At 36.5% G+C, this 21,309-nt stretch carries 19 protein-coding genes; 2 read left to right on the top strand and 17 right to left on the bottom strand.

Annotated elements, in window-relative coordinates; translation table 11 throughout:
* Positions 1-92: 92 nt before the first annotated feature.
* The 12 genes from murB to panE all read right to left on the bottom strand — a co-directional run bounded on the left by murB (position 93) and on the right by panE (position 15,886).
* Positions 93-998, bottom strand: coding sequence for a UDP-N-acetylmuramate dehydrogenase (murB, locus tag AC3WTI_RS23255; protein ID WP_087958566.1), 906 nt, complete (start codon positions 996-998; stop codon positions 93-95).
* A gap of 61 nt (positions 999-1,059) precedes the next feature.
* Positions 1,060-2,154 carry an undecaprenyldiphospho-muramoylpentapeptide beta-N-acetylglucosaminyltransferase gene (gene murG, locus AC3WTI_RS23250; protein WP_087959020.1) on the bottom strand — a complete coding sequence of 365 codons (1,095 nt, stop codon included), beginning with the start codon at positions 2,152-2,154 and terminating at the stop codon, positions 1,060-1,062.
* Positions 2,155-2,259: 105 nt separating this feature from the next.
* Positions 2,260-3,351, bottom strand: coding sequence for a stage V sporulation protein E (gene spoVE / locus AC3WTI_RS23245; protein WP_048530607.1), 1,092 nt, complete (start codon positions 3,349-3,351; stop codon positions 2,260-2,262).
* A 90-nt stretch (positions 3,352-3,441) separates the two neighbouring features.
* Positions 3,442-4,794: a UDP-N-acetylmuramoyl-L-alanine--D-glutamate ligase gene (gene murD, locus AC3WTI_RS23240; protein ID WP_097840546.1), complete on the bottom strand. Its 1,353-nt coding sequence runs from the start codon at positions 4,792-4,794 to the stop codon at positions 3,442-3,444.
* Positions 4,795-5,769 carry a phospho-N-acetylmuramoyl-pentapeptide-transferase gene (mraY, locus tag AC3WTI_RS23235; protein ID WP_062923009.1) on the bottom strand — a complete coding sequence of 325 codons (975 nt, stop codon included), beginning with the start codon at positions 5,767-5,769 and terminating at the stop codon, positions 4,795-4,797.
* Positions 5,770-5,791: 22 nt separating this feature from the next.
* On the bottom strand, positions 5,792-7,267 hold the full coding sequence (gene murE, locus AC3WTI_RS23230; RefSeq protein WP_087958564.1) for a UDP-N-acetylmuramoyl-L-alanyl-D-glutamate--2,6-diaminopimelate ligase: 1,476 nt from the start codon (positions 7,265-7,267) through the stop codon (positions 5,792-5,794).
* Positions 7,268-7,474: 207 nt separating this feature from the next.
* Entirely contained in the window at positions 7,475-9,391 is a 1,917-nt protein-coding gene (locus AC3WTI_RS23225; RefSeq protein ID WP_048530613.1) for a stage V sporulation protein D, read from the bottom strand.
* 54 nt (positions 9,392-9,445) lie between these two features.
* On the bottom strand, positions 9,446-11,605 hold the full coding sequence (locus AC3WTI_RS23220; RefSeq protein WP_087958563.1) for a penicillin-binding protein: 2,160 nt from the start codon (positions 11,603-11,605) through the stop codon (positions 9,446-9,448).
* Positions 11,606-11,626: 21 nt separating this feature from the next.
* On the bottom strand, positions 11,627-11,989 hold the full coding sequence (ftsL, locus tag AC3WTI_RS23215; protein WP_000067082.1) for a cell division protein FtsL: 363 nt from the start codon (positions 11,987-11,989) through the stop codon (positions 11,627-11,629).
* Between the two features lie 15 nt (positions 11,990-12,004).
* Entirely contained in the window at positions 12,005-12,937 is a 933-nt protein-coding gene (gene rsmH / locus AC3WTI_RS23210; RefSeq protein WP_087958562.1) for a 16S rRNA (cytosine(1402)-N(4))-methyltransferase RsmH, read from the bottom strand.
* 368 nt (positions 12,938-13,305) lie between these two features.
* On the bottom strand, positions 13,306-14,922 hold the full coding sequence (gene bshC, locus AC3WTI_RS23205) for a bacillithiol biosynthesis cysteine-adding enzyme BshC (RefSeq protein ID WP_097840547.1): 1,617 nt from the start codon (positions 14,920-14,922) through the stop codon (positions 13,306-13,308).
* A gap of 79 nt (positions 14,923-15,001) precedes the next feature.
* Positions 15,002-15,886 (bottom strand): 2-dehydropantoate 2-reductase, encoded by an 885-nt coding sequence (gene panE, locus AC3WTI_RS23200; RefSeq protein WP_179191992.1) that lies wholly within the window; start codon positions 15,884-15,886, stop codon positions 15,002-15,004.
* A gap of 302 nt (positions 15,887-16,188) precedes the next feature.
* Here panE and AC3WTI_RS23195 point away from each other — a divergent pair, with 302 nt between their 5' ends.
* Entirely contained in the window at positions 16,189-16,662 is a 474-nt protein-coding gene (locus AC3WTI_RS23195; RefSeq protein WP_048563207.1) for an N-acetyltransferase, read from the top strand.
* Positions 16,663-16,696: 34 nt separating this feature from the next.
* Here the strand turns inward: AC3WTI_RS23195 and AC3WTI_RS23190 are convergent, their stop codons facing one another.
* The 3 genes from AC3WTI_RS23190 to AC3WTI_RS23180 all read right to left on the bottom strand — a co-directional run bounded on the left by AC3WTI_RS23190 (position 16,697) and on the right by AC3WTI_RS23180 (position 18,068).
* Positions 16,697-17,203: an RsfA family transcriptional regulator gene (locus AC3WTI_RS23190; RefSeq protein ID WP_087958559.1), complete on the bottom strand. Its 507-nt coding sequence runs from the start codon at positions 17,201-17,203 to the stop codon at positions 16,697-16,699.
* A 128-nt stretch (positions 17,204-17,331) separates the two neighbouring features.
* Positions 17,332-17,505: a 50S ribosomal protein L32 gene (gene rpmF, locus AC3WTI_RS23185; protein WP_001984764.1), complete on the bottom strand. Its 174-nt coding sequence runs from the start codon at positions 17,503-17,505 to the stop codon at positions 17,332-17,334.
* Positions 17,506-17,567: 62 nt separating this feature from the next.
* Positions 17,568-18,068 carry a YceD family protein gene (locus AC3WTI_RS23180; RefSeq protein WP_000872144.1) on the bottom strand — a complete coding sequence of 167 codons (501 nt, stop codon included), beginning with the start codon at positions 18,066-18,068 and terminating at the stop codon, positions 17,568-17,570.
* Between the two features lie 153 nt (positions 18,069-18,221).
* Here AC3WTI_RS23180 and AC3WTI_RS23175 point away from each other — a divergent pair, with 153 nt between their 5' ends.
* Positions 18,222-19,463, top strand: coding sequence for a nucleotidyltransferase (locus tag AC3WTI_RS23175; protein WP_179191993.1), 1,242 nt, complete (start codon positions 18,222-18,224; stop codon positions 19,461-19,463).
* 25 nt (positions 19,464-19,488) lie between these two features.
* Here the strand turns inward: AC3WTI_RS23175 and AC3WTI_RS23170 are convergent, their stop codons facing one another.
* A complete protein-coding gene (locus tag AC3WTI_RS23170; RefSeq protein WP_048530626.1) occupies positions 19,489-20,514 on the bottom strand; it encodes a SepM family pheromone-processing serine protease in 1,026 nt (341 codons plus the stop codon).
* Complete coding sequence (locus tag AC3WTI_RS23165; RefSeq protein WP_087988162.1) at positions 20,507-21,298, bottom strand: patatin-like phospholipase family protein; 792 nt, start codon at positions 21,296-21,298, stop codon at positions 20,507-20,509. Before AC3WTI_RS23165 ends, AC3WTI_RS23170 begins: the two co-directional genes overlap by 8 nt.
* Positions 21,299-21,309: the final 11 nt, after the last annotated feature.

The raw sequence follows: 21,309 nt of genomic DNA, 5'->3' as shown, positions 1-21,309 counted from the left end.
TCCCCCTACGTAACATAAAGAACGGCATGTTCCTCATGCCGTTCTTATCTTCTTATTATAACATAAATGATAATGAGCGGAACGAATAACCGTTATCTTCCAATGATTTCTACTTCTGTATGCATTTCTACGCCAAATTTATCCTTGATTGTTTGTTTTATGAATGCAATTAAAGATAAGACATCTTGCGCACTGGCTCCCCCAGTATTAATAATAAAATTCCCATGCATTTCAGAAATTCGAGCTCCACCTAATTGATAACCACGAAGCCCCGCTTTTTCTATTAAATCTCCTGCAAAGTATGGAATTGGATTTCGGAACACACTTCCTGCACAAGGATGATTCCATGGCTGTGTTTCACGGCGGTAATCTTTATTCTTTTGCATGACACTTACAATTCTTTCACGCTCTCCTATCTGTAATTGAAACTCAGCTTCCAAAACAATACCAGGTCGTTTCGTTTGCAATACAGATGTACGGTAGGAAAATTCCATTTCTTCATGCGTTAACCAGTCAATTGTTCCATCTTCAAACAAAATAAGAACTTTTGATACTATATTTGATATATCCGATTTATGTGCTCCTGCATTCATATACACTGCACCACCAACACTTCCTGGAATACCACTTGCAAACTCCAGACCGGCTAATCCTTGACGACTAAGTAAAGTTGATAATTTAATAAGGGGATACCCACCACCAACTCTTACTTTGTATTTTTCGACTTCTAAGTGGTCTAATCCTTCTCCTAAACGAATAACGACACCTTCTATACCTAAATCAGATACAAGAAGATTCGAACCGCGACCAATTACAGTCCACTTTGTTTTATACTTTTTTACTAACTGCAACGTTTTTTTAATACCGGCAACATGCTTTGGCACAATTAAAATATCAGCTGGTCCACCTATTTTCATAGTCGTATAACGAGCTAACGGTTCATCCACTAACACGCGACCAACATTTGCTTCTATAAGCTCATTTACTAATTGCTCCATAAACAATCTCCCCCATACTAAGTATCCTTATTACAGTAGTATGCAGGGCTTTCACCTAACGTTATTTTTTTACAAGCTTATTCATTACTTCATACAGCTTATTTGCTGCATCAGGAATACCTAATTGCCCAGCAGCAAGCTTCATATTTTGTAATGTTTGTGTATCTAATAAAATCTCATCAATGTCACGAATAAGTGTTTCTGCTGTTAAATCTTTTTCAAGCAACATTTTTGCTGCTCCTTTATCGACAACAGAACGTGCATTTTTTTCCTGATGGTTATTTGTTACGTAAGGACTTGGAATTAATACACTCGGCTTACCTAACGCTGTTAATTCTGCAAGTGTTGTTGCCCCAGCTCTTGAAACAACAAGATCTACACCTGTAAGTACTTCTGGCATATTATGAATGAAAGGTTTAATAATAACATTACTCGGATTCCCTTTTTGCTTTACTGCTTCCATCACTTTGTCGTAATGAACTTCACCTGTTACATACAATATTTCGTAACTTTTATTTCCAAACTGCTCAATTGCCTCTACGAAAGCATCGTTAATCGGTCTAGCGCCACGGCTTCCACCAAAAATAAGTACGGATTTTTTAGGAAGAGATAAACCTACTGAACGTTTTCCTTTCATTCCATTTTGATCCATTACTTCTGATGCTCGTGGATTTCCTGTCATGACCACTTTTGATTGTGGAAAATGCTCTACAGCTGCATCAAAACAAACCGCAACTTTATCAACATAGCGGCTTAAAAACTTATTCGTTACACCAGGTACACTATTTTGTTCATGTACAATAGTTGGAATACCTAATTTTGCCGCAGCATATACAACAGGTCCACATACATATCCACCCGTTCCAATTACAATATCCGGATTAAAACGACGAATATATCGTTTACTATCTTGTACACCTTTTAGGAAACGCATCACTGTTTTCACGTTATCTAACGATATTTTACGCTTAAATCCACTTATAACAATAGATTGAAACGGTATACCTGCTTTTGGCACGATTGTGCTCTCTAATCCATTCTCCGTTCCAATATATAAAAACCTTGCTTCCGGATTTAATTTTTTTATTTCTCTTATTAAAGCAAGAGCCGGATAAATATGACCTCCAGTGCCCCCACCACTTACTAATACACGCACTACTAACTCCTCCGCTTCTCTGTTTCTAATTTCAGTCGTATTCATTTCTATATACATATTGTTTCTTCGCACACATACGAAAAACCCTGTCTTATAAAACAGGGTTTAGTAGCGAGAATGGCGACTTATATTTAATAATACACCTACTGCCATTAACATTAATGTCAAACTTGATCCACCATAACTTAAAAACGGCAAAGTAATACCCGTAACAGGCATCAATCCTGTTACAACACCAACATTAATCATTACTTGAATCGCAATCATCGCCACAATACCTACTGCTAAAAACGTACCATATAAATCTGGCGCTCCTAAAGCTATACGAATCCCACGCCATAATAATAGACTAAATAATAATAACACAAATGAACCACCAATAAAACCTAATTCCTCGGATAAGATTGCAAATATAAAGTCTGTTTGCGGTTCAGGTAAATAAAGAAACTTTTGTCTACTTTGTCCAAGTCCAAGCCCGAATAATCCACCCGGTCCAATTGCGAGTAACGATTGAATAATTTGAAATCCACTCCCAAGCGGATCTGACCACGGATCTAAATATGATGTTATACGTTTCATTCGATACGGTGCTGATGCAATTAACCCTACAAATCCTGCTACACCAATCAAACCAAACATTGCAAAGTGAAAGACCCTTGCTCCGGAGATAAATATCATAATGATACATGTCCCAACCATTACCGTTCCTGTACCAAGATCTGGTTGTAACATAATCATTCCGAAAGCAAGAAATACAAAACTTAGAGCTGGTAGTAAACCACGTTTAAAAGAAGTAATTAATTTTTGTCGTTCCGCTAAAAATTTTGCTAAGAAAATAATCATCGCAAACTTCATAAATTCTGACGGTTGAATGGAAAATGCTCCGATTCCAATCCAACTTCGCGCTCCACCTCGAACAAGTCCTACTCCAGGAATAAGAACGAGAATAAGAAGAATAAAGCAAACTAGCAAAATTACTTTTGAGTACGTACGCCACACCCAATAATCAATTTTCATAATAAAAAACATAGCCACTACACCAAGACCTGCAAATAGCAATTGCCTTTTTGCAAAAAAGAATGAGTCCCCCATTTTATAAGAGGCCCAAACCGCACTTGCACTATACACCATAACCATTCCGATTGTTAACAACGCAAGTGTAACGATGATGAGAATAAAATCAGGCGTTTTCTTCATTACCCATAAACACCACCTCTTTAGGCAGAAACTTTTGCCCTATGTAACAAAACATCAGTAGGTGTTAGCCTACTGATGTTTTGATTTACTTTATATAAGTTTATGCACAGCTTGTATAAAAATGTCTCCTCTTTCTTCAAATGTTTTAAATTGATCCCAGCTTGCACATGCTGGAGAAAGAAGAATTACATCACCATCTGTAGAATGAGCGTAAGCTTTCACTACCGCTTCCTCTAAAGTATCGACACTTTCAATTGTATCTAATCCCGCTTTTTCTGCAGCTCTTACTAATTTGGGAGCTGTTTGTCCAAATGTTACAATTGCTTTTACATTTTTGAAATATGGAATTAAATCATCAAATTCATTTCCACGATCCAGGCCACCTGCTAATAACACAATCGGTTGTGTAAACGCAGATAAAGCTTTCTCAGTCGCTAACATATTCGTTGCTTTGGAGTCATTATAAACCTTACGGTTGTTAATAGTTGTTACATATTCTAGACGATGTTTAACACCTGTAAATCGTTTTAACACCGCCGTAATCGCTTCATTAGAAACACCCAATAATTTCGCGATACTCATCGCTGCTAAAATATTTTCCAAATTATGTTGACCAGGTAAAACGATATCGCCTACTTCAACAACTTTTTCACCTTTAAAATAAAGAGCATTATCTTTTATACACGCGCCATCTTCAATTTCTTTCGTTGTTGAAAATAGTACTTTTTGCCCTTTACTATAAGCTGATAAAGTCATCACATCTGTATCATCTGCATTTATTACACTATAGTCATTTTCTGTTTGGTTTTTAAAAATATTTGCTTTCGCTAAACCATATTCTTTCTTCGTCCCATGATAATCTAAGTGGGCCTCAAATAAATTTAAAAACGCAGCAATTTTAGGTTGGAACAATTCTACTCCCATCAATTGGAACGATGAAAGTTCTGTAACTACAACTTCATTTTCTTTTGCATCCTGTGCTACTTCACACGCTACAGTTCCAATGTTTCCTGCAATTACAGGATGCTTTTGTCCTTCTTTTAGCATTTCAAATGTAAGCATTGTCGTCGTCGTTTTACCATTAGACCCTGTAATCCCAACAAATGGCGCTTCCGAAATACGATATGCTAATTCAACTTCCGTAACAATCGGAATTTGTTTTTCTTTCGCAGCAACTAATATTGGATTAGAATACGGGATTCCTGGATTTTTTACTACAAGAGAAATATTTCTCTCTAATAATTCTAAAGGATGACCACCACATACAACGTCCATTCCTTTTGCTTGTAATTTTGCAGCAAGTACATTATCTGCTAAAGGCTTTCCGTCATTCACAATAACATTTGCCCCTAATTTTTGTAACAACGTAGCTGCTGCATAACCACTTTTTGCAATGCCTAATACAAGAATATTTTTATTTTGAAATTCAGTTACAGTTTTCAATTACATCCACACCCCGATATAAATTCCTAACACAGCTAATAAAAATCCTACAGACCAAAACGTCACAACAACACGCCATTCTGACCAACCACATAATTCATAATGATGGTGTAATGGACTCATTTTAAAGACACGTTTTCCTGTTGTTTTAAATGAAATAACTTGAATAATAACAGATAAAGTTTCCATTACGAATACTCCGCCAATGATTACAAGTAGCAATTCTTGCTTTAATAAAATTGCTACAGCTGCAATGGCTCCACCTAAAGCTAAAGAACCTGTGTCTCCCATAAATACTTTCGCTGGATTCGCATTGAATACTAAAAATCCAAGTACAGCTCCTACAACCGCCATACAGAATATCGCTACTCCAAATTGCTCTTGTGCTACAGCAATAATACTAAACGCTCCAAATGCAATAGCAGCTGTTCCTGATAATAAACCATCTAAACCGTCAGTTAAGTTAACTGCATTCGATCCACCAATAAGCATAAATAGTACAAGTACAAAATATGCCCAACCTAATTCAAACTTAACATCTGTTCCCGGAATCATGATGTATGTGTGGAACGCTTGCCCTTTTCCAATTAAAAAGAACGCAATAGCAATAACAAGCTGACCTACTAATTTTTGTTTTGATGTTAAACCAAGATTTCTCTTCTTAACTACCTTTATGTAGTCATCTAAAAATCCAATCAATCCGTAACCAAACGTCACTAATAGTAATAATGAAACCTCTGCACCTAAATGTTTAAACTTAATCGCCATAATAAGTGAAGTTACCATCATAGATACGTATATGACGATACCGCCCATTGTCGGTGTCCCTGATTTTTTTTGATGTGACTTTGGTCCCTCATCACGAATACTCTGTCCGAACTTTAATTTTCTTAAAAATGGAATAAACAATGGCGAAAGGGCAACAGAAATTAAGAATGCTACCCCAGCCGTTACTAATAAACCTTGCTCAAGCACATGTAGTCCTCCTCTCACGTTGTTACTCTTCGTTGTTTAAACGCTCTGTAATTGCTTCTTTAGCGACTTCACGATCGTCAAAATGATGAACGTCTTTACCAATAATTTGATACGTTTCATGACCCTTACCAGCAACAATGATGATATCTTCAGCTTTCGCGTTAGCAATTGCATGATATATCGCTTTTTTTCTATCAATAATTACTTCATAATTATTCCCATTTGCGCCCTGTACCATATCATCTAATATAGCTCCTGGTTCTTCACTTCTTGGATTATCTGACGTATAAATTGCGTGAGTTGCATATTTTGTTGCGACACTTGCCATGATCGGTCTCTTCGTTCGATCTCTATCGCCGCCACAACCGACGATACAATATACATCACCTTTTGCAAATTGCTTTGCTGTTTTCAATACATTCTCTAAACTATCTGGTGTATGAGCATAATCAACAATAACTGTATAATTCTGTCCACCATCAACCACTTCAAAACGTCCTGGAACTCCAGCTAATTTCTTTATCACATCAAGGATTGTTTCTAAACTTACACCAGAAACAAGTCCTGCCGCTGTTGCCGCTAGTACGTTATATACATTAAATTTCCCAATCAATTTCATCGTAACATTTACACTTTCATACGGTGTTACAAGCGTAAATGTAGTTCCACCACTCGTCATAACGATATCTTTGGCCATAATATCACTTGTTGTATCAATTCCATATGTTACAACAGTTGCTGCAGTACTTCTCATATATTCCTCTGTTACAGCATCATCGTTATTCAGTACCGCGTACTTTTCACGATTATGATTATAACTATTGCCAAGTTGTGCAAATAACAACCCTTTTGCATGTTTATATTCTTCCATCGTTTTATGATAGTCTAAATGATCTTGTGTTAAATTTGTAAACACTGCTACATCGTAATCACATCCGTGTACACGACCAAGATCTAAAGCATGTGACGAAACTTCCATTACTGTGCTATCCACACCATGTTCAACCATTTTTGAAAATGTTTGTTGAAGTGTTAGTGCATCTGGCGTTGTATTTTTCACCTCAAATGTTTCATCACCGATTTTCATATTAATCGTTCCAATTAGCCCCGTTTTATGACCATGTGCGCGCATAATCTCATCCATAATATGCGATGTTGTTGTCTTTCCATTTGTACCTGTAATTCCGATTAAATGTAACTTGTGTGTTGGTTGACCATAAAAATAATCAGCTAAAACCGCTAACGAACGAAAAGTGTTTTTCACAAGTACAACTGGAACGTCAACATCAATTGGTCTTTCCGCAACAATAGCAGCCGCTCCTTGTGCCGCTGCTTGCTTAGCAAAATCATGGCTATCAACCGTATACCCTTTCATACATACAAATAAGCTTCCTTCTTTCACTTTACGTGAATCAGCTTCTATAGATGTGATTTCTGGATTTTCTTTTGGAACAACTGGAAAATCATGCAAACATGATACAAGTGTATGCAACTTCATTTCACTAAACCCTCTCTACATTGTGTATTTATCTCTTTTTTAATAAGCAACACGTTACCTCCTAATTATGTAAAATAGGAGGTAAGTGCTACTGTGTCTAATAAATAGACTTATTTATAATTGAAACTCTTACGGTCTCAAATTAAGTAACTCTTCTATAGAGAACTCACTTCCACCAATTGTACCATAAAACGTACTAGGTTACCTTTAATTCCCGAAGTAAATTCTAATTTTTGAGCCTTCTTTCACTTTAGCTCCTGCTTCTGGGGACTGTTTAATGACTTTCTCTCCGTCTCCACTTATATCAAGCTTCAAATCGACGAGTTGCGTCTGTAAGTCTTTCTTTTTCATACCAATTAAATTCGGAACTTCCACAGTTGGTATATCGCCCCATTTATATTCTCTCTCAACTTGTTCTGTTCTCGGTTTCACTCCCATAACAGGAAGTGCATCCCGAAGAATATTCCCAACAATTGGAGCTGCTACTACTCCACCAAATTGCGTTACACCTTTCGGATTATCAACAGCAACATAAACAACAATTTCCGGATCATCTGCTGGAGCAAAACCGATAAAAGATACAATATAATTATTCTCTAAATATTTACCATCTTTCACTTTTTGAGCCGTACCTGTTTTTCCACCTACACGATACCCATCAATGAAAGCACCTTTACCAGATCCTTTTGCTACAACATTTTCTAAAGCATACCGAACTTTTTCTGAAGTTTCCTTGGAAATAACTTTTCTTTTTTCTACAGGTGTCTTTTTGCTTACAACTTGATTGTTTTTCGGATCAATAAATTCTTTAGCTATATACGGTTGATACAAAGTTCCACCATTTACAGCCGCTGCTACTGCCGCTACTTGTTGGATTGGCGTAACAGAAACACCTTGACCGAATGAAGTTGTTGCTTGCTCAACTGGACCGACTTTATCTAAATTAAATAAAATCCCACTACCTTCACCTTGCAGATCAATTCCAGTCTTCTGTCCAAAGCCAAAATTACGAATGTATTTAAACAATCGGTCTTTACCAAGGCGATCACCCAGTTCAATAAATCCTGGGTTACAAGAGTTTTGAACTACTTCTAAAAACGTTTGGCTACCATGGCCTCCTGCTTTCCAGCATTTCAATCTTGCTCCACCAACTTCAGCTGCTCCATCATCATAAAACGTATCTTTCTCTAAGTCTACTAAATTTTCATTCAAAGCTGCAGCTAATGTAATAATCTTAAATGTTGAACCAGGCTCATACGTACTCCATACTGGTAAATTTCTATTGTACACTTCTGGAGAAACGCTTTGGAAATCTGCCGGATCAAAACTCGGCCGACTCGACATACCTAAAATTTCACCATTTTTCGGATTCATCGCAATCGCAATCATACCATCTGGATTATATGTCGACTCTGCAATATTCATTTCTCTTTCCATAATTCTATTAATACGTGCATCAATTGTTAAACCTAAATTCAAACCAGCTTCTGGTTTTTTGAAGTCATCACCAACATTAGGCATCCTTTGTCCTTTTGCATCTGCAAAAAAACGCACATGGCCTTCATCACCATTTAGCTCTTTATCATAATATTTTTCTAGCCCCATAAGACCTTGGTTATCACTACCAGCAAACCCTAATACGTGCGATAAAAAGTTACCAAATGGATAGTACCTGATAGAGTCTTCTGCGATATAAACACCTTTCAAGCTTAATCCTCGTACCTCTTTCGCTTTATCATGCGATATTTTCCTTCCGCCTTTATCTAACCTTACAATTGATTCTTTTTTTGTAATTCTCTTGTAAATCTCATCTTTTTCCACACCTAATACTGCAGCTAACTTCTCTGCAGTCTCTGCTGGTTTTTCAATTTGCCTCGGTACAACAAAGACAGTTGGAGCACTTTTATTCGTAGCAAGTTCCACACCATTTCGGTCTAAAATCTTCCCACGTTCAGGTTCAAAAGTAATATTACGACTCCATGAATCTTTCGCACGATCCGTTAACATATTCCCAAGAAAAAATTGCACATATCCAAGACGAATATCGATGATAGTGAAAATAAGTATACCTGATATGAGTATAAAAATAAGTCTTTTTCTAACTGTTACATTTGATACACGCATATTGGAACAAGCCTCCCTTACGCCTAGCTTGTTCCAATATATGCTTGTACTTATTTAATTAGAACTTGGCTTTTCTGCTTCTTGTTGTGGTTCAAGTGGCGGTACAAGTGTTACACCTAACTCTGTACCAGGTTGCAACAACGTTCCTTCTGGCACACTTTGTTCAGTTACGTATCCTGTACCATTAGGTTTTAGGTTAAGCTTTAATGTTTTTGCTAAATTCATAACATCGCGAAGCGCCCAGCCTTGTATATTTGGCATTGTAGGTTTATCCCCCACTAAGAAGACTCGGTCACCCTTCAATGTTTGTTCTGTCGCTTTCGGTACTTGTTGCTGTACTTTCCCTTCACCTAATACGATTGGACGAAGTTTTGCTTTATCAATAGCTTTTTTCGCTTCTTCCATCGTTTTTTCGGTTACATCTGGAACAGCAGTTTGCTGCTCTTTCACATATTTCTTCGGATCTTTCACTTCATTAGGTTTAATCTTTAAATACTCTAAACTATTCTTCGTTACATATTTAAAAATATCAGCTAAAGGTTGTGCGCCACTCTCATCATCTTTCAACTTCGGTTTTTTAACAGCTACATATACAACAAGTTGTGGGTCATCCATAGGTGCCATACCTAAGAAAGAGAATATGTAATTCTCTCTTCCTGTCATATAGCCACCTTTTCCATCCGGAATTTGCGCTGTTCCTGTTTTACCACCAACTGAATATCCATCGACTTTATAAGCAGTTCCCGTTCCTTTGGGCGATGTAACAACACGTTCTAATAACTGTCTTACTTGCGCCGCTGTTGCTTTCGTAACAGGTTTCCCTACTTCTTCTGGCTTATGTTCTAATTTTACTTCGCCTGTTATTGGATCTACAATTTTATCAATTGTATAAGGCTTCATCATTTTCCCATCATTTGCAATAGCTGTTGCAGCTTGCACAAGCTGGATTGGCGTTACAGTAGAACCTTGTCCAAAAGCTGTTGTTACTTGCTGTATTTGCTGATCGAATATAATTGTATTTGACCCTTCACCAGGTAAATCAATGTTCGTTTTTTCATCTAATCCAAAACTATGAATATATTTTCGGAAACGTTCTGGGCCAAGTTTTTGATCCCCTAAAATCGCAAACGCTACGTTGGAAGAACGCTCTACCCCTTCATCGAACGTGATAGATCCCCATCCAGCACCGCCGTTATGATCTTTTATTTTTCGGTTTCCGACTTGATAAGTACCAGACTGATAATAATCTTGTCCCTTATACACACCTTCATTAATAGCTGCTGCTAGCGTGAATATTTTCATTGTTGATCCAGGTTCAAATGCATTTGCAATTGCGTCATTATAAAAATACTTATTATTCTCTTGATTCGGATCATAACTAGGCTTACTAGACATCCCTAATATTTTCCCTGTTTTTGGATCTGCAACAATTGCTATTAAACTTTCTGGTTCATAATGTTTACTCGCTTCTTTCATCGCGTCTTCTAAATAACTTTGAATACGCTGGTCAAGCGTTAAATATACATTATCTCCATTTTTAGGTGCCTCTACATTCACTTTCCCACCATCAAGAGACACACCTTTACGGTCACCTGTATAAGCTACTTTTCCGTTAGAAGCTCCTAAATACTTATCTAAACTCTTTTCTAAACCAAATTGCCCTTTAGCAATCCCCTTATCATCAGGTCTCGCATGACCTACGACATAAGATGCGAAATCACCGTTTGGATATACCCTTGCATTTTCTGTAATAAAAGATATTCCAGGCAACTTTAATGCTTCTATTTGATCTTTCTGTTCTTTCGTCAAGCCCCTACCTAATTTCCCGAATTCTACTTGACTTCTGCCTTCTTTATTTAACGTAGCTAAAATCTTCTTTTCATCTGTTCCGAGTACTCCCGCAATTTTCTTTGCGGTATCCTCTTTATTCTCAACCTGATTCGCACCTTTTAATTCCGCTACAAGCTTATAAGAGTTTGCATCTTGCGCTAATACATGGCCGTTTTGATCATAAATCGTCCCGCGATTCGCTTCCAGAACTCCTGTTTTACCATGTTTTTGCTGAGCGAGTTTATCCAAATCTTGATTATGCACTGTTCCTGTTGCTTGTATGTAAAAAAATCGGGCTAATAACAGCAAAAAGAGCAGGAGGAATAAAATCATAAAATACCCTGCTCCCTTATTGGTATGAAATTTAGTCATAGTTCTCTTCATTTTCCCTTCACACCTATTGCCTTATTTGAGGCCTTTCACATTATTCGCATTAATTTCTAGCCCGTGTTTTTTCGCAACTTCAGAGATGCGTTCATAACGACTTAACTTCTCTACTTCAGCTTGTAATTCTTGATTTTCTTTTTGCTGCTGTACAATTTTTTGTTCTATCGTCGCAGCTTCTACATTAACTTGATAAAGACCTGCTTTATTTCCAATAAACGCTACACAGGCATACAATAAAAAGCCAATAAACGCTACATACAACAGTTTTTCGATTCTTGTAATCTTCGCTTTAGCTTTTGGCTGAACCATCTGCTGTGGGGGCGTTTGAATCTGAACCTCTTCTTGCGCTTGTTGTTTGTACTTTACAGCTAAGTTACTCATACCTCTCTCCCCTTTTTATCTTTTTTCAGCGATTCTCAATTTCGCAGAACGCGCTCGATTATTTTCTTCTAACTCAATATCAGAAGGTAAAATCGGTTTTCTCGTAATAAGCTTTAGTTTCGGCTTAAATTCATCAGGAATAATCGGTAATCCTGGTGGTAATTGTGGCGTTGTACTATTTCGCTTAAACGTCGTTTTACAAATACGGTCTTCTAAAGAATGGAATGTTATAACACTAACTCTTCCGCCTGGCTTGACCATCTCAATTGCAGATTCCAGCGCTTCTTCAAATACTTTCAATTCATCATTTACTGCAATACGGATTGCTTGGAACACTCGCTTTGCAGGGTGTCCACCCGTTCTACGAGCAGGAGCTGGGATACCCTCTTTAATTAGCTCTACTAATTCTGCTGTCGTTTCAATAGCTTTATTCTCACGATACGCTTCAATTTTTCTTGCTATTTGTTTTGAAAATTTCTCTTCACCATACTGGAAGAAAATTCTTACAAGTTGTTCATATGACCAGCTATTTACAACATCATATGCTGTTAACGAGGCATCCTGATCCATTCGCATATCTAACGGTGCATCATGATGATAACTAAAACCACGCTCTGGTGTATCTAATTGTGGGGATGAAACACCTAAATCAAATAAAATACCGTCTACTTCTGTTATACCTAATTCCTGTAGTTTTTCAGATAAATATCGGAAATTACTCTTTACTGTTATGAATTGCTCACCGTATGAAGAGAATTTTTCTTTCGCATTTTGAATCGCTACCTCATCTTGATCAAACGCGATTAATCTTCCGCCTTCAGTTAGTTGGGATAATAAATAAGAACTATGTCCTCCTCCCCCCAGTGTACAATCTACATATGTACCATCTGGCTTTATATCTAAGCCGTCTACTGTTTCCTTCAAAAGCACTGTTACGTGTTTAAACATTGTTGCACCTACTCTTTTTCCAATTAATTATGTTGAATGTATCTCCTCCTCTAAACGCATAATTCACGATTAGAAAACGAAATACTATGAAAGAACGACTCATTTAACTTGCCTACAAAGGCAGCATACTATACAAATCGCTATTTTCTTTTATTATATACTAAATTTTATCATCTTTTGCGGGAATTTAAATAAAAAACTGTCGAAAATGATAATAATACGTTTACATTTTGTGCTATTTTGTCATATATTTAAGTATCCTGCATAATTACGATATTCACCATTTTTAAATTAATAATTCAGAAAAATTTCACTTCACAGTAAATTCAACGAGATAAAAATAAAATCCTGCTCCTAAGAGCAAGATTCTATAGTTTTATAACATGATGTTTTCCGTTCCAAGAAAATGATGTTTCCATTACACGATCAACGAAATCTAAACCGTACTGATTTAAATAGTAACATACATTCCACACACGCTCTTGCGGCGCTCCTGATGGGCGGAGTGCAAATTGTATGCGACGGAATTTATTTAATTGCACTTCATGTTTTTTCTCAACATTTCTTTTCAACATTCTTTCCAGCAGTTCAATTTGTTCATTAATTTTGAATTCATTTTTCCCTGCAAATGCACTTAAGCCAGGATCTATTTTCTTCACAAATTGTTGTAATGAAGTATGAATATCAATTATTTCTTTTTTCGCCTCTACAAATCGGTCATCTATCGGTTCCTCTATTTGATTAGACAACCAATTATCACGCAACTTATCTACGTTATTTAAAAACGGATCACTCTCTTGCAATTGTAAATCATGCAAATCTGTCGCAATATCCCTCTCTATATAAGTGATTGTAATACGCGGAACGACAGGCGGCATTCGGAAACCGATCGTATGGAAGACTTGTTGCAATTCACTCCAGTAAGCTAATTCTCCTGGACCTCCAATAAAAGCCAATGTAGGAAATACATACTCTTGCATAAGAGGGCGCGTTACAACATTATTACTAAAGCGCTCTGGGCTCCTTTCCATCTCATCAATCAATTCCTCATATGAAAAGGAATACGCTCCATCCTTCCCAACAAACTTGCCTTGATTGTCTTCAAGCAACACTCGCTCATTATCAATTTCCATGAATATATGTACTGCATTAGACTTCGTTTCAATAATTGGTTTATACCCTAATTCTTTAATTACTTCCCGTTGGTTATGAAGCCCCTCTTGTACGTCTTTATACTTTCCTACAATTTGTTTAAAAAACGGAACTTCTAATTTCCTTAATTCAGGATGATGCGAATCGACAAGAATTAAACCAGAATTCACGAACATTTTCATAATAAGATGACCAAAGAAATCTACATACGTATTTGATTTCTCCAAAGAATCATCAATAAATTGAAGTACATCCTTTGTAAAATTCGTTTCAGGGTATGTTTTAAAAATTTCTTCAATCCACTTTCTACAGTCTTCCAAAGAAAGCTCAGACTCTGAAGCACTCGCCTTTTTTGGATTACGATCATGAAAAATAGTTTTTTTTATTTTTTTATTCTTCGTTACAAAAGTATGATTAATTTCATCCATATCATGGTCTTCACCAGCAATCCAGAAAACAGGAACGACTTTAACACCTAAACTTTCTTCCTTTTCCTTCGCAAGCTGTAAAACTGAAATAATTTTATGAATCGTGTAAAGCGGCCCTGTTAATAACCCAGCTTGTTGCCCAGCTATTACAACATATGTATTTTCATCTCCAAGCGATTTTACATTTTGAATTGTAGTTTCTCCCGCTTGTAATTTTGTATTATATTCTAATAAATGCGCTACTAAATCTTGGCGGAAAAATTCCCTCTCACGCAAATCTTGTACACGCTGTTTAAAAGCATCTTCTGTTAACATATAATCAAAACACGACTGTATCTCTTTTTTACCGTTCATATAGTCCGCTACAACACCTTGTTGCGGAACAGAGATTTCTTTTATCTCCATATAATTCTTCCTTTCGTATCCTGTTCTCTCACCAATCCACATTGTAGTCAATGTTGCACGTAAAAGCAAAGAATTACACTTATACTTTTACTTCTAATCCTTTTATTGCATCAAATAAAAATTGAAGTGTCGGAACGGATCTTCGCTGTTTCTCGGCTTCTTCTAATACATACCCAACAATCGCACCAATTTCCGTTTGTCTATTCGCTCTTACATCTGCCAGCATAGATGATGTATTACGAGACGTTCTTTCACATACGTGACATACCAGTTCCCATACTATTTCTTTTTCTTCTTTAACAAGAAAAGCGACTTCATGAAATACTTGCTCCATCATCTGATAAAAAAATGGATTCGTAATCAAATCTCCGTTCTTGACTTGTAATAATGCTGTTAATGGATTGATACATACATTAACAACTAATTTTTTGTGCATAACACCCTTCCAATCCTCTTCTATTTGAATTGGAAAATGGGAAAAAGGAAAGCAGTTAAACATTTTTTCAAAATGTTTAGACCGACCGTGCACAATTCCAAACTTTGTTACACCTATCCCAGTATGATAAACGGTATGTATTCCTTCTTTTTTTGCACCATGCTCTACAATTCCAACTGCAATATTTTCATTCTCTATTTTCTGCATAGCATGAAGATGTGACATTCCGTTTTGCAAAAAGATTAATGAGGATTTCCCTTGCACAAAAGGTAGTATGTCAGTTATATGATATTGTTTAACAGCAATAAATATATAGTCTAGCTGCTGGTCTAACATACTTTCTATTGGTAAAACTGGCGGGAATACCGTTTCGCGTTTCCCCTCCCTAATACAAGTTACACCCGTTATATTCAATTCGTCAGCCTGCTTAGCTGTCCTTGTAAACAACGTAACATCTTGATTACTTTTTTGTAAATAAAACGCATATAATAGACCGATAGCTCCTGGTCCCACAACTCCGATTTTCATTATCACACAAGGAACTCATTCGAACACGATACATAAGTCCCTTTTTCCCCTCCCCTTTTTATCCCGCAAACACCCAATTGATACGGGATCATAATTAACTAAAGATGAACAAATGCCACCTCTTCTTCCAATATGTATATACTACTTATTAATATGCTCCTACTCTTAGTTTAGCAAATCCTCAAAAAAATAATAAAAGAAATATACTATCATCTTCATAAAAATAAAAAAATGAGTTATAATATTATTATAAATATTTTTACTTTTCTGCATTCAACGAGACAAGAAAAGGATGTGATGTTATGGGATTCCCAAAAGTTGAGCGCTTGCTCATCAATTATAAAACATTAGACGAGTTTAAAAAATTTAAAGGTTGCGGAGCTCAAGAACTATCCATGTTAGAAGAATTACAAGCGAACATTATTGAAAACGATAGTGAATCTCCATTTTACGGTATTTATTACGGCGGATCACTCATTGCACGTATGAGTCTATACATGAAAAGGAACGGTGGGGAACCATTCGAAATTACAGGTACTTACCTAGAACTCTATAAACTTGAAGTGCTACCAACTTTCCAAAAACAAGGATTCGGAGAAATGCTTGTAAATTATGCGAAAGGGTTGCAGTTTCCAATTAAAACGATCGCACGTATCCATTCAGCTGGTTTTTGGGATAAATTAAATTTCCAGCCTGTATCAGTACCTGATGGTGATTTTTACGTTTGGAACCCAGAAACAAATTTGAATGCGGTTACAAACGAAGAGTCTGCATAAGAAATAAAAAAACAGCTACATAGCAGCTGTTTTTTTATTTCTTTAACTTCTCTAATTTCCCATTCGAACGAGCACTATTTCTTTCTGCTACCATTACACTTCTTTTTTGATCGATATAATCAAGCAATGTTCTATATTCTTCCTCATATACTGATAATCGTTCCAAAAGACTCTCTTTCTCTGTTTGTAACGATTCAATTTGCTGTTGCAACACCATTAAAGAGTTTTCATCTTTATAATTTTGCAAGAAATCAATAACATCATTCAATGTAATTGACGTAGGCTCTAATACCTTCGTCTCTTTCACTTCATAATTTTCCACTTTACGCAGTTGCTTCGCTTCTTCAATACGTTCTTTGTATTGCTTTCTAACGTAAGAATTCCATCTAAAACCACATGCTGCTGGTGTTCGTGATAAATGTCTTCCCACTTCTTTAAAGGCAGATAATTGCGTTCCGCCTTCTCGAATATGCCGGAGTACTACTTCTGCCAGAAGCAAATCTTCATCATCAGTCCAAGCATCTTGTCTTGTTGTCGCCATCTCTCTAGTCCTCCCTATGCATTTTTTATTAAACATATGCAGTTACTAGAAAAGATAGAATACATCAAATGAAGAATAAGACAAAAAAAATAAACGTAGAAGATATCTTCTACGTTTATTTCCCGCAATTACTTGCTGATTACTTCTTTACCTTTGTAAGTACCGCATGCTTTACATACACGGTGAGCTAATTTCGCTTCACCACAGCTTGGGCACTCTACCATACCAGGTACTGATAATTTGAAATGCGTACGACGCTTTCTTTTTACTGTTTTAGAAGTTCTTCTAAAAGGTACAGCCATTCTTCCCACCTCCTTAAAAGAAATAGTTATTTTCATATGAAGGCCTGAACCAGTCTTCCGAGTTATTTGTCAAAAAACTTTGCAAGTCCTGCTAATCTTGGATCAACAGTCTTTTCTTTGTTTTCTTCCGAAATCACTTGCCAGTCTTGACCTTGCATCGGTGCTCCACCAGAAACATCATCACTGAAAATTTGCATTGGAATCTCCAAAAGTATATTTTCCTTGATTACGGGCAGTAAGTCAAGTACTTCTCCTTCTAAACAATGAATTTCAGCTTCAGTTTCAAATTCTTCTTGTGAAGTTTGGAACACCTCAGTTGTTTTAATGTCAAATGGTAATGTCACATCTACTAAAGAGCGAGAACATGGTAAAACCATGCTTCCAGTTATATGTAGATGGAACGTAAACTTACCGGAGCCAAAATCAACTCTTCCTGTTACATGAACAGGATTAATTTCACGAATATCTTTCTCGACCTCTTTTAGCTCACTTACATCTACCATCTCATCCAATGTCAATCCTTTATTTCTCAATTTATTCAATTGATGGATGGACCATTTCATATCATATCACCTCAAGGCAACAAACAAAATTATAGCTAGCCATTTTATATTTGTCAATGTTTTTTCTTTACACTATAATGAAGTCATCATAGTAAATATTATATAGAGTATCACGTTTTTCAAAAAGATGCTACATCGAAAGGAGAGATTACCATAAAAGCCAGCGGTATTGTCGTTGAATATAACCCTTTTCATAACGGTCATGATTATCATGTGCAACAAACAAAAAAGTTAACACACGCTGATATTACAATAGCTGTTATGAGTGGCCCTTTTTTACAACGTGGTGAGCCGGCACTCGTATCTAAATGGTATCGCACCAAAATGGCCTTAGCATGCGGTGTAGACCTCGTTGTAGAGCTTCCCTATGCCTTTTCAACACAAAAGGCTGAAACCTTTGCAAATGGCGCTATATCGATTTTAAGCGCACTACACGCTTCTGAAATTTGTTTTGGTAGTGAAGATGGACAAATCGAAAGTTTTTATAACACCATCTCTGTACAAAAAAATGAAGAAGAGACTTATAATCGTCTTGTAAAGCAATTTATGAACGCAGGTAATAGTTACGCAAAAGCTACATCTGAAGCTTTCCTACACATTTTACCTTCTGAAAAAAACATAGACATGTCACAACCGAATAACATTTTAGGCTTCCAATACATGAAAGCAATTTTGACGCAAAATAGTCCTATGCAAGCACAAACAATCAAAAGATTTGCATCTCATTATCATGATGAAACTTTTAACGACCAACATATTGCAAGCGCAACAAGTATTCGCAAACAACTTTTTAGCGAAAATAGTTCCTTTACAGACATTGAGCCTTTTATCCCAAAAGCGACTGCTTCTCTTTTAGCAAGTTACAAACAAAACTACGGGACATTACATAATTGGGAACAATACTTTTCATTTTTTAAGTACAAACTTATGACGATGTCTCCAGACGACTTACGACATATATATGAAATTGAAGAAGGTTTAGAGCATCGTATTTTATCAAAAATACAAACCAGTTCCTCCTTCCATTCATTCATGGAAGCATTAAAAACGAAACGCTATACGTGGACTAGATTACAAAGAGCTTGTACACACATTTTAACGAATACAACAAAAGAAGAAATACATAACGCAAATATAGAGCAGCATGCACCGTACATCCGTCTACTAGGCATGTCACGAAAAGGACAAAATTACCTTTCAAAAAACAAGAAAAAAATAGAGCTTCCAATTCTTACCCATACAAAAACATTTGACCATCCTACTTTACATATAGAGCGAAAAGCCAATTCTGTATATTACTCCATCATGCAAGAACCGTTACGAACACAACTACTAAAACAAGATGCAACACATCATCCAATTCGTTATGATGAAACAACCTCAAAATTCCTATAAAAAAACCTCTCTTTTCCAGAGAGGTTTATTTTTTCTCGCCCATTTTTTCCAAATACATTAATGCATCTTCCAGCGTATCAACTGGCACAACTTTCATTTTTGTTTTAATATCTTTAGCAGCCTCAAGTGCATCTTTATAATTCGATTTCTCAGCACCTTTTTCATTTGGTGCAAAGAACACTTCAGCACCAGCATCACTTGCAGCGACCACTTTTTGCTGAATACCGCCAATCGGGCCAATTTCTCCCTTTTCATTAATCGTACCTGTTCCAGCTATTTCATGACCTCTTGTTAAATCCTCTTCCACCAGTTGATTATATATTTCTAATGTAAACATTAGACCTGCCGATGGTCCGCCTATTTCATGAGAATCAATTTTCACTTTCGGATCTACCACTAATTCTCTTTCCGTAACGATAGAAACCCCTATCCCAACACGCCCATTTCCATTCGGAATGGTCTTTACATTTAAGTTTTCTTTTAACTGTTTCCCATTCCTCTTGTACTCAATACTTACTGTATCTCCTTCTTTTTTCCCTGTCATATATTCAATAAATTGCTCCGTCTTTTCAAATGTTTTTCCGTCGACAGCTATGATAACATCGCCAAGTTTAAGCTTGCCTTCTGACGGCATCCCTTTTGCTACGCCTGCAACCAATACACCTTTATTTTCAAAAGAAACCGTACGATTTGCACGTTTGTAAGCATTATAGATCGCTGCATTTTGCGAATCTTTCATCGCATAATTTTGGCGAAATTGATATTCTTCATCACTTTCACCTTTTTGCAATATTTCTTCCGCTTTTGAAATATGTGTATATTTATTAAACTGCGCCGCTATTAAATTCACCACATTTGCTGGGCCCATCGAAACAGTAACAAGCATAAAGTCACCAGATTCTTTCGTTCCCCCTTCAACTTGAACGTAAGGCTCTAACTTGGCAGCCATTCCTGGTTTTGTTATATAATACGGTAAACGCACGTAAACAAGTAACATCGCCAGTATAACCCCTATTAAAATTGCATATATAAACCGAAAACGCTTAAACATTATGTTTCTCCTTCCACTGCTCAATTAATAAATGAATATTTGCAACATGTTTTTCCGCTTCTACTTCTCCAACTCGAATAATGTCTTCAATGTTTGTAAAAGCACGGGAACTAAATTGTTCTACAGCTGGTCGCATCATTAAATCCGATGCAATTTGCCTGTTCATTACAAGCTCATGTTGCATAATTTCAATACTCTGCATAATCACATCATAAATAGACGTAACCTCACCATTTACTTTAATCGGGGATACATCAACAGCAATGACAATATCGGCACCTAACTCTTTCACAACCGATACTGGAATACGATCAATCACTCCACCATCCACCAATAATCTACCTTCTATTTTCTCTGGTACAAACACTCCAGGTACAGATATGCTAGCTCTCACCGCCTCTGCAACGGGACCGCTTGTAAAAACTACTTTTTCCCCCTTCAAGATGTCAGTAGCCACAACAGCCGTCGGAATATCTAACTCTTCTAAATTTTTATTATATGTAAACATTTTAATCATATCTTTGACACGTTTTCCAGCAATAAATCCCATTTTCGGAACCGTAAAGTCTAAATAATATTTCCTTTTAAAAACATTTGCCAGTTTATATAGCCTTTCAACGTTAGAGCTAGCTGCATAAAATGTGCCTACTAGAGCCCCCATACTACTTCCTGCAATCATATGAATCGGTATATTATTTTCCCTTAAAACTTTTATAACACCAATATGAGCAAAACCTTTTGCACCCCCAGATCCAAGTGCTAAACCAATTTTCGGTTCTTTCATTTTTCTCACCC

This window comes from Bacillus sp. EB106-02-03-XG38 (genome assembly GCF_058792175.1).
The sequence above is the reverse complement of the archived record's forward strand: the minus strand, read 5'-3'. Positions and strand labels throughout refer to the sequence as shown.